Origin of the sequence: Nocardia sp. (assembly GCF_025465275.1) — a bacterium.
Lineage (GTDB): Bacteria > Actinomycetota > Actinomycetes > Mycobacteriales > Mycobacteriaceae > Nocardia.
This window is the reverse complement of the sequence record NZ_JAODNK010000011.1, coordinates 1-9,772: the sequence shown is the minus strand read 5'-3', so window position 1 is coordinate 9,772 and position 9,772 is coordinate 1. Positions and strand designations below refer to the sequence as shown.

9 protein-coding genes and 1 pseudogene are annotated in these 9,772 nt (G+C 67.3%); 7 read left to right on the top strand and 3 right to left on the bottom strand.

All coding sequences use genetic code 11. The annotated features are described in order from the left end of the window. The 5 genes and pseudogenes from JWN03_RS03270 to JWN03_RS03250 form a co-directional block, all read left to right on the top strand. Positions 1-501 (top strand): annotated as a pseudogene (locus tag JWN03_RS03270) (daunorubicin/doxorubicin resistance ABC transporter ATP-binding protein DrrA); the annotation flags it as partial. After that, positions 498-1,340 carry an ABC transporter permease gene (locus tag JWN03_RS03265; protein ID WP_297609437.1) on the top strand — a complete coding sequence of 281 codons (843 nt, stop codon included), beginning with the start codon at positions 498-500 and terminating at the stop codon, positions 1,338-1,340. The pseudogene JWN03_RS03270 and the gene JWN03_RS03265, both read left to right, overlap by 4 nt. Positions 1,341-1,428: 88 nt before the next feature. Further along, positions 1,429-1,839: a hypothetical protein gene (locus JWN03_RS03260; protein ID WP_297609435.1), complete on the top strand. Its 411-nt coding sequence runs from the start codon at positions 1,429-1,431 to the stop codon at positions 1,837-1,839. 72 nt (positions 1,840-1,911) lie between these two features. Then, on the top strand, positions 1,912-2,658 hold the full coding sequence (locus tag JWN03_RS03255; protein ID WP_297609433.1) for a DsbA family protein: 747 nt from the start codon (positions 1,912-1,914) through the stop codon (positions 2,656-2,658). After that, the gene (locus JWN03_RS03250; protein ID WP_297609431.1) at positions 2,655-3,530 is read left to right on the top strand and encodes a cytochrome c biogenesis CcdA family protein; all 876 of its coding nucleotides are present in this window, start codon (positions 2,655-2,657) and stop codon (positions 3,528-3,530) included. Before JWN03_RS03255 ends, JWN03_RS03250 begins: the two co-directional genes overlap by 4 nt. Here the strand turns inward: JWN03_RS03250 and JWN03_RS03245 are convergent. Next, positions 3,501-7,196, bottom strand: coding sequence for an AfsR/SARP family transcriptional regulator (locus tag JWN03_RS03245; protein ID WP_297609428.1), 3,696 nt, complete (start codon positions 7,194-7,196; stop codon positions 3,501-3,503). The genes JWN03_RS03250 and JWN03_RS03245 overlap by 30 nt on opposite strands. A 305-nt stretch (positions 7,197-7,501) precedes the next feature. Between JWN03_RS03245 and JWN03_RS45410 the strand changes: the two genes are divergently transcribed. Together JWN03_RS45410 and JWN03_RS03235 are read left to right on the top strand one after the other, a co-directional pair. Beyond that, positions 7,502-7,750 carry an SRPBCC family protein gene (locus JWN03_RS45410; protein ID WP_366914362.1) on the top strand — a complete coding sequence of 83 codons (249 nt, stop codon included), beginning with the start codon at positions 7,502-7,504 and terminating at the stop codon, positions 7,748-7,750. A gap of 101 nt (positions 7,751-7,851) precedes the next feature. After that, positions 7,852-8,721: a 1,4-dihydroxy-2-naphthoate polyprenyltransferase gene (locus JWN03_RS03235; protein ID WP_297609425.1), complete on the top strand. Its 870-nt coding sequence runs from the start codon at positions 7,852-7,854 to the stop codon at positions 8,719-8,721. A 2-nt stretch (positions 8,722-8,723) separates the two neighbouring features. Here JWN03_RS03235 and JWN03_RS03230 read toward each other — a convergent pair whose 3' ends face one another. Both JWN03_RS03230 and JWN03_RS03225 read right to left on the bottom strand, forming a co-directional pair. Next, positions 8,724-9,110 (bottom strand): phage holin family protein, encoded by a 387-nt coding sequence (locus JWN03_RS03230; RefSeq protein WP_297609422.1) that lies wholly within the window; start codon positions 9,108-9,110, stop codon positions 8,724-8,726. Positions 9,111-9,181: 71 nt separating this feature from the next. After that, on the bottom strand, positions 9,182-9,772 hold a 591-nt coding region (locus JWN03_RS03225), incomplete at its 5' end, for a Clp protease N-terminal domain-containing protein (protein ID WP_297609419.1).

The following is a 9,772-nucleotide window of genomic DNA, read 5'->3' as shown; positions in this document are numbered from 1 at the left end:
ACCGGTCTGGACCCGCGCACCCGCGCCCAGATGTGGGAGACCATCCGCCGCCTGGTCCGCGAGGGCTCGACGGTGCTGCTCACCACCCAGTACCTGGACGAGGCCGACCAGCTGGCCGACCGGATCGTGGTCATCGACCGCGGCAAGGTCATCGCCGACGGCACCTCCGACGAACTGAAGGGCTCGGTCGGCCTGTCCGCACTGCAGCTCACCCTGGGCGACCGCGACCGCATCGAAGAGGCGCGCACCGTGGTCTCGGAGTACCTCTCCCGCGCCGCGGGCAAGCCCGTCGAGGCCGCCATCAGCCCCGAGGCGGGCCGCATCACGGCTCCGCTGCCCGACCCCAGTGTCACCACCGACATTCTGATCCGGTTGCGCGAGCACGACATTCGCGTCGAAGAGATCAATGTCAGCAAGCCCAGCCTGGACGAAGTGTTCTTCGCACTCACCGGCCACGGCGCCGAAGACGAGACCAACGATTCCGAAAAGAGCGCGGCATGACCATCACCATCACGGCTCCGGCCGGACGGCACGCGGCGGTAGCCCCGGCCCCCATACCGGATGTCAGCAACCACGTGAGCCTGAAGCAGACCGCGGCGAATTCGCTCACCATGGCCTACCGCGGCATTCTCAAGATCAAGCACAATCCGGAACAGCTGTTCGACGTCACCATTCAGCCGATCCTGTTCACGGCGCTGTTCGCCTTCATCTTCGGCGGCTCCATCGGCGGCAGCGTCTCGGCCTACCTGCCCATCCTGATCCCCGGCATCCTGGTACAGACCGTGGTGCTGAGCTCGGTCACCACCGGCACCCAGCTGCGCGAAGATATGGACAAGGGCGTCTTCGACCGCTTCAAATCCCTTCCCATCGCGCGTATTTCGGCGCTGGCCGGTGCGCTCCTCGCCGATATGGTGCGGTACGGCCTGGCCTCCGCGCTCACCGTGATCGTGGGCATCTGCATCGGTTACCGGCCCGACGGTGGTCTCGCCGGCGTGCTGGGCGCCATGCTCGTGGTCGTGTTCTGCTCCTTCGCGGTCAGCTGGGTCTGGGCGCTGGTCGGCGTGACCGGCAAGAGCGCCGCCGCCGTGCAGGGCATCTCCATGATGATCATGTTCCCGCTGACCTTCATGTCCGGCGCCTTCTCCCCCGTCGACAAGATGCCGGGCTGGCTGCAGGGCATCGACAAGGCGAATCCGGTCTACTACATGGTCAATACGGCCCGCGACCTGATGAACGGCACCGGCGTCACCGCCAATCTCGGCTGGTCGCTTGTCGGCTCCGTCGTAGTGATCGCCATCTTCGCCCCGCTCACTCTGCGGGCGTACATGCGCCACGCCTGAGTTGAATACCGCACAGTGCCCGTCCACCGCATCCCCGGTGGGCGGGCATTCTGCTATGTGCCGGAGTGCGCCTGTTATGGTCGGGGCAGTGAATTCCGACCGCGCCCCGCACAGCCGAAAGCCTTTTCGGCTGTCTTGCGCTGTGCTGCTGGCGGGTCTTTTCGCAATAGTCGGGATGGTCGCCGCAGTAGCGGAATGGGGCTCGGCACAACAAGTCTCCTATGCGGCGCCATCGGTACAAGCCGATACGACACCGGTTCAGACCGGCGCTGTCGCAGGCAATACGGTTCCCGTCTGCGGCAAGCACGACGGTCCGAACTCGGACCCGATGGGACAGCTCGCCGCACCACCCCGCTCCGCCGGAGATCAGCTGGTCCCGGCCGGTCTCGGCATCGTTCCGGAATTCTCTGCCACCCAGTGGCTTTCGCTCGACATTCGGCCGCGAGCGCCCACCCTGCCGGTGGCGGCGCCACATCTGACGGCTGTGCTGATCATTTAGGACATTCGGCGTACAGCCATGTCCTGAAGCACATTTCCGTCGACCCGGACCTCGCCGTCCAGGAGTATTCGCATGCCCAAAAACAGCCGAAACACCGCCCGGAACAGCAATAGAAAATTCTTGGCCGGACTCGCGGCTACCGCCGCGGTCTTCCTGCTTGCCATTGCCGCTTTCCAAATGCTCGGCGGTGACAAGAAATCCGAGGCGAAAGCGGAGCAGACCGCTCAGACCAATCCGCTCTATGCCGAACTCGCGAAGCTGGCCCGCCGTGACGCGCACGATCCGCTGGCCCTGGGCCGCACCGACGCACCCGTGGTGCTGATCGAGTACTCCGACTTCCAGTGCTCGTTCTGCCGGACTTTCGGCCGCACCATCGAACCCCAGCTCATCTCGAAATACGTCGAGAAGGGCGTGCTCCGGATCGAATGGCGCAACTTCCCGATCTTCGGTCAGGAATCGGAGAACGCGGCCCGCGCCGCCTGGGCTGCGGCACAGCAGGGCCGGTTCTGGGAATTCCACAACACACTGCAGGCGAAGGCCCCCGAGAAGAAGAACACCGGCGTACTGACCCCGGATCACCTGGCCGAGCTGGCGCAGGAGGCGGGCATCGCGAATATCGCGAAGTTCCGTACGGACCAGGAATCCCCTGCCGCCGCCACAGCCGTGCGCCAGGACGCCGGTGAGGCGTACTCACTCGGCGCATCCTCCACACCGACCTTCCTGATCAACGGCCGCCCGATTCTCGGCGCGCAGCCGATCGAACAGTTCGAGGCCGTCATCGAAGCGGCCCGCGCTACTGCCCCGAAGCCCGCGGAATGAGCGGCACCGTAGGCTTTTTCGCGGCATTCCTGGGTGGCCTGCTGGCACTGGTGAGTCCGTGCAGCGCGCTGCTGCTGCCCAGCTTCTTCGCGTACTCGTTCGATTCGCAGGGCAGGCTGCTGGCCCGGACCACGGCGTTCTATCTCGGCCTGGCCACCACCCTGGTACCGCTGGGAATCGCGGGATCGTTTGCGGGACGGCTGTTCTCGGAGCATCGGGATCTGCTCATCACCGTCGGCGGCTGTGTGATCATCGGCCTCGGCATCCTCCAGATCTTCGGCCGCGGTTTCTCTTTCGGCTTCGCGCAGCGCGCCGCCGCCCGGCAGGGCCGACCGGAGAAATCCGGCGCCGTCTATCTACTCGGCCTGGTCTACGGACTCGCCGGATTCTGCGCCGGGCCGATTCTCGGCTCCATCCTCGCGGTGGCGGCGGTGGGCGGCTCCCCCATCCAGGGCGGCCTGCTGCTGGCGGTCTACGCGCTCGGCATGGCGGCCCCGCTGTTCGTCCTGGCTTCGGTATGGGACAGATTCGGCCTGGGTCAGCGAAAGTGGTTGCGCGGCAAGTCCTTCAGCGTCGGCAAGCTGGAGCTGCACACCACCTCACTGGTGTCCGGCCTGTTCTTCATCCTGCTCGGCGCGCTGTTCCTGATCTTCGACGGCACCTCGGCGCTGCCGGGACTGCTGGGCGCGGACACCGAATTCCATGTCGAGACACAGGTTCAGCGATTCGGTGCGGCAGTCTCCGATACGACGATGCTGCTGGTACTCGGCGCTGCCGCACTGGGCGTGCTGGCCTGGCGGTTATTGCGCGCGGACACCGGCGACAGCGAGATCAGTCCGGACTCAATCGTTTCCAGCGAGACGGTCGATTAGCAGCAGAATGCGCTCCGCCGCCGAACGCCGATTCCGGGAGGCGGCGGTGGCCAGCGCCGCATTCATGCGCTCCGCCCCGACCGACTCGCGGTGCAGATCCACATGCCGCCGCCAGTTCATGGACGGATAGTCCTGGCGGGCGAACACTCTCGGCGAAAGGACCAGCAATTCCAGACCGATCTCGATATCCGCATCGGTGGCGATCAGATAGCTGCCCACGGCGTTCGCCACCGAACCGATCTGCGGCAGATCCCAGAACTGTCCCAGCCGCTCATTCGCCAATCCGACCAGCTCGCCGAACACCTCGCGCACTTCGTCCGTGTGGCCACACAGCACATGGGCGCCGACAACGGCGGCCGCCACCAGGACATCGGCGGGACCCGGCGCGGCCGCCCCGCTGGGCCATGCCATAAGCACGAGCGTCTGGCGGAAGCGGCGCAGCCCGGTGTCGATATCGCCTTCGGCCAGTTCGACTTCGGCCAACCCGGCAGAGACGTTGGCGCGCCGATGGTTGGGCGAGGGGAGACTCTGCGTGGCACTCAGGTCGATGCCGGCACCGCCCAGCAACGGTTCCAACTCGCGGCGCGCCAGCTCGACCTCCCCGATACCCACCAGTGAGCAGGCGAGCAGGCTCCGGATCTCCATGCTCTCGTCGTAGGCCCGCAATCGTACGAGCAGATCAGCGGCCTGCCGGTAGTAGTCGACGGCTTCGCCGTAGCGCGCGGACTGCCCGTACATGCCGCCGAGGTGCTGGCACACCATAGCCATGCCCCACAGGTCCTCGGCGATGCCGGAAGCCAAGGCCTGCACCGCATCCCGCATCGAACCGTACACATCACCGGAGTTCTCGCGAATGTTCGCCCGCACCAGCAGCGCGGCGACCCGGGTGGGTGGATCCATGGAGCGGACGCCGTCGCCGAGCTTGCGCGCCAGTTGCCAGCTGTTGGACGGCACGGTCACGAGTTCACCGAGAAAGCGGAACACCGGGCTCATCGCGGCACCGTCGCGCACCAGGCGCCGAATCCGGGTACGCACCACTGCCGCGCTCCGCGGACCGGTGCCCATGAACATCACGTGCAGACCCGCCATGATCTGACCGAATATCTGCAGATCGGCTTCGGCCGAATTCAACGGCCCCAACCGCACCGGCGTCGCCAGAATGCGTGGCAACCAGCTCACGAATTCCAGATGCGCACCGCGCATGATCCACAGCATGGCCAGTACCGGATAGACCGCGTGCACGGTGGCGAGATCGCGCCGATCGACCGCGTGCCGCAGCACCGCGACCAGATTCTCGAGCTCGGCACCGACGCCGAGCACCACCGACAGCTGATCGTCCCCGCTGTAGCGGGTGGCCACGTCGAGCGCGAATTCCCTTGCCCAGTCACTCATCCGGGCCATCACGAGGTCGGCCTCCCCGGTCGCTACGAGCTGTTCCTCACCGAATTCCCGGACGGTCTCCAGCATTCGGTAGCGCGTGACGTCGTATTCGGCGTCGTCGGACTCCAGCACGGTCAGCAGCGATTGGCCCACCAGACCGTCGATAGCCGTTGCGGCATCGAGGATTTCGGGACCCGAGATCACCCGTTCGGCGGCCGACAGGGTGAACCCGCCAGGGAATCGGCACAGCCGGCGCAGCGCCGTGCGCTGTTCTCCGTCCAGCAGGTTCCAACTCCATTCGATGACCGCGTGCAGCGTGCGATGCCGCTGCGGGGAACTGCGATCTCCGCTGCGCAGCAGGGCGAATCGGTGATCGAGCCGGGATTCGATCTCCTCCACGCTCATGGTCCTGGTCCGCGCGGCGGCCAGTTCGATGGCCAGCGGCAAGCCGTCCAGCATGCGGCACAGTCGTGCCACCACCTCCGGATCCAGCCGCACTGTGGGCCGCACCGCCCGCGCCCGCGCCGTGAACAGATCGGTGGCCGGGGAACCCTGCACGTCGATCAGCAACGGCGGCAAGGGATATACGGCCTCGGCCGTGATCTCCAGGGGCGCCCGGCTGGTGGTGAGCACGGTCAGCTGATCACTGGCACCGACGAAATCAGCCACCATCTCCGCGACCGCGTCGATGAGATGTTCGCAATTGTCGAGTATGAGCAGCATGGGGCCCGAGCTCAGCGCCTCCCGCAAACGCTGCCGCAGGTCCCGATTCCGCACCGTCCGAAGCACATTCGTATCCCGGCTGAATTCGCCGACGCCGAGGGTGGCGGCAATCGTCGCCTCGATCTCCACCCGTGTCTCCGCGTCCCCTTCCGGATCGGCCCGCAGCGAAGCCAATTCGATCAGCGCGACGGTCCGCTCGTTCGCCACCCGCGCACCCAGTTCGTTCGCGACCCTGGTCTTCCCGGTACCACCCGGCCCGAGCACGGTGGTGACCCGCGAGGTCCGCAGCAACCGTTCCAGCGCATCGATATCCGCCTCGCGCCCCAGCAGCGGATTCGGGGCCGCCCGCAAGCCGATCGCCGAGCCCGCCGGCTCGTACTCCGCCCCGGCCGCATGCTGCGCCGCCGACACCATCCGCAACGCCTGCGCCGAACCCCATCTGCCACCGGATTCACCGGCGCCCGAAACAGATTGCCCCGCACCGGACCCGGTCCACCGCCGTCCCGATTCCCCGCCCTCGAACCGCGCGGAATCCTCGTCCGAATACCCCTGCCCTGGACCGCCACCCGAACCGAACGCGTAGTTTGCTCCACCGGACGGCCTCGGCCCGGCGGGGTAACCCGATCCAGCGGCGGATCCTGTCCCGACCAGATGATTATCCGAGCCGGAATGCCCCTGCCCCGGAGGGTAATTCGGTCCGGCGGTGGAGTTCGGCGCAGTTCGAGCACCGGGCAGTGCTTCACCGCGCAGCAATGCGGTATTGAGTGCGACCAGGACTGGACCCGGGTCGGCGCCGAGCTGATCGACCAGCCGGGTGCGCAGTGAGGCGAAGACATCCAGCGCCTCATTGGTGCGACCGGCGGCGGCGAGCAGTCGCATGAGGGTGGCGTGGGCGGGTTCGTCGAAGGGTTCCGCGGCCGCCGCGCCGCGGGCCAGTTCGAGTGCCCCGGGAAGATCGCCGACCGCTTCGCGGACGGACAGTTCCAAGGCGTCGAGAGCCTGGCGGCGGGCAGCGGCCAGCCCGGCGAGCTCATCGGCGACGGGGCCGGAGGGGAGGTCGGCGGACGGATCGCCGCGCCACAGGGTGCGGGCGGCGGCGATCAGGGCCAGGCAGCCGGGGCCGTCGCCGGCGCTATGGGCTTGGCGCGCCTGGGTTTCCAGGTGCTGGGCCAGGGCGAGGTCGACCTGATCGGGGGCCAGTACGAGACGGTATCCGGCGGGGCCGATCTCCAGCGCGCCCTCGGGCAGTGCGGAGCGCAGCCGGGAGACCTGGGTGTGCAGGGCGTTCATCGGGGCGCGCGGGGGTTCTTCGCCCCATACGTCCTCGATGAGCGCCTGGGCGCTGCGGCTACGACCGGGGTGGGTGGCGAGAGCGGCCACGAGCAGCCGGGCGCGTGCTCCGGGTACGGGTGCGAGCGCGCCGGGCGCGCTACCGGGCGCCGCGATCTGGGCACCGCCGCGCCGCAGCGCGACCTCGCCCAGCAGGGCTACCAGAACCGTGTCGCCTGCGGATACCGGCCGGGTGCTCCCGGCGCTGCTAGAACTGCCTGTTTGCGAAAACATTCCTCGTCAATCCTAGGTGAGCGATACCGTGGGTGCCGGATTCGCCGGATCCGTCGGTGCGGTCGCCTGCGCTCGGCCCACGAGCGAATTCGACATCCATCGGGAAACGGTCATCAAGGCTGATCCCGGGCAGATCCAAGCGCTCGTCGACGACTTCCACCAGTGGCAGCGGTGGTCGCCGTGGGAGAACGTCGATCCGACCATGGAACGCACCTCCGGCTCCCCTCCCGGCGCCTTGCGGGGCCGATCGTGGCATCGGCGCCCGGTACTTCCGGAGTGGAAACCGCAAGGCCGGCCGCGGCAATATGGAGATCACGTCCGCCACGGCCGACGCCATCGGCATCCGGTTGAATTTCGAGAAGCCCATCAAGAACACCAATCAGGTCACCTTCGAATTCCGCCCGCAGACCGATGGCACCGCTGTCACCTGGCGGATGACCGGCGAGCGCACCGGAGCGATGGCACTGCTGGGCAAGCTTCCCCCGATGGACCGCATGCTGGCAAAGGATTTCGACAAGGGCCTCGCCCAGCTGAAGGCCGCCGCCGAGTCCTGACGGCCCCCGCCGCGCGGCCTGATCAGGGCTGCGCGGCGCATTCGCGGGCCGGCCCGGGCGCCGGGAGGTGACACCCCGGCCCTCGCATTAGGCTGCGATACATGGCTACAGCAGCACAGTGGATCGAGGGCGCTCGGCCGCGCACTCTGCCGAACGCGATCGCGCCGGTCCTGGCGGGCACGGGGGCCGCGGCCTCCATCGACGGGGCGGTGTGGTGGAAAGCGGTACTGTGCCTGCTGCTTTCGCTCTCCCTGATCATCGGCGTGAATTACGCCAACGACTATTCCGACGGTATTCGCGGCACCGATGACGACCGGGTCGGCCCCCTGCGCCTGGTCGGCTCGAAGCTGGCGAGCGCCACCGCCGTGCGCAATGCCGCCATCGGCTGCCTGGCGCTCGGCGCGGTACTGGGCTTGATCCTGGTGTTCACCAGCGCCTGGTGGCTGCTGCTGGTCGGGGCGGGCTGCCTGGCCGGGGCCTGGTTCTACACCGGCGGCCGGAACCCGTACGGATACAGCGGTTTCGGGGAGATCGCGGTCTTCGTCTTCTTCGGCCTGGTAGCGGTGCTCGGCACCGAGTTCGTACAGGCCGGGCGGGCGGAGTGGGCCGGACTGGCCTGTGCGATCGCCGTGGGCGCGTTCTCCAGCGCGGTGCTGGTCACCAATAATCTGCGCGATATCCCGACCGATTCGGTGTCGGGCAAGACCACCCTGGCGGTGCGCCTCGGCGATACCCGTACCCGCACACTGCATGTGGTGCTGCTGGCGGTGCCGTTCCTGGCCACGCTGGCGCTGGCGGCTCGCACCCCGTGGGCCCTGGTCGGGCTGGTGGCGCTGCCCCTCGCATTCAAGGCCAATGAGCCGGTCCGCACCGGCAAGAACGGGCCGGGTTTGATTCCCGCCCTCGCCGGTACCGGACTCGCCTTGTTGATCTGGTCGGTGGTCACGGGCCTCGCGCTCGGCCTCGCCTGAGGTCAGTCCTCGTCGGGGACGAGAATCCCGAGCACCCAGTTCACCAGGGTGATGATGATGGCGCCCCAGATCGCGGCCCAGAATCCGTTGACGTGCAGCTGGTAATCCGTGTGCTCGGTGATCTTCGAGGTCAGCCACAGCATGAGTGCGTTGATGACCAGCAGGAAAAGCCCCAGCGACAGCACCACCAGGGGCAGTGACAGCAGTTTCACCAGGGGCTTCACCAGCGCGTTCACGATTGTGAAGATCACCGTGATCACCGCGATCACAATGATCTTGTCGGTGGTCGTGGCGGGTTCGTCGGGACCGTGGATATCGATTCCACCGACCCATACGGACGCGAGCCAAATGGCCACACCGTTGATCAGCAGACGTAGCAGGAGCGTCATGCCCCGATCGTAGGGCCGGACCGGCTCGCCGGGGGGATGTACACGACGGGACGATCATGAACCGGGCCGGCTCAGGCCGCGTGATCGAGGTATTCGCCGACGGCGGTGCGCAATTCCCGCACGCCGGTATCGCCGCCGAGCAGTCGCCGGGTGGTGTCGTTGGGCGCGCGCAGAATGCCGAGCAGTACGTGCCCGGCCTCGATGCGATCGTCGCGACGGGCCAGCGCCTCACGTAGCGACAGCTCGATGACCTTCTTGGCGGCGGGGTTGAACGGAATGTGCCCGAAGCTCATGCCTTTACTACTGCGAAAGCGTCCGCGCTTCTGTTCCTCCGCGGGGATGGCGCGGTCGAGCGCGTCCTCGCCGAAGGTGGCTTCGAGGCTTTCGCGCACGGCGTCCAGGTCGATGCCAATGGAGCGCAGCGCTTCCGCATCCTCCGCGCCGAGGGGGTCGGTGGTTCGCTTGCGCGTCAGTGCTTCTCGCACGCTCTCGGCGGTGTGACCGTGTTCGGCGAGCACCTGCTTCAGCCCGGCGTCGGGTGCGTCGAGCAGGCCGAGCAGCACGTGCTCCACATCGATGGATGGCGACCGCAGTTCGCGCGCTTCCTCTTGCGCGACGACGATCGCGTACTTGGCCGCCTTGTCGAATCGTTCGAACATCAG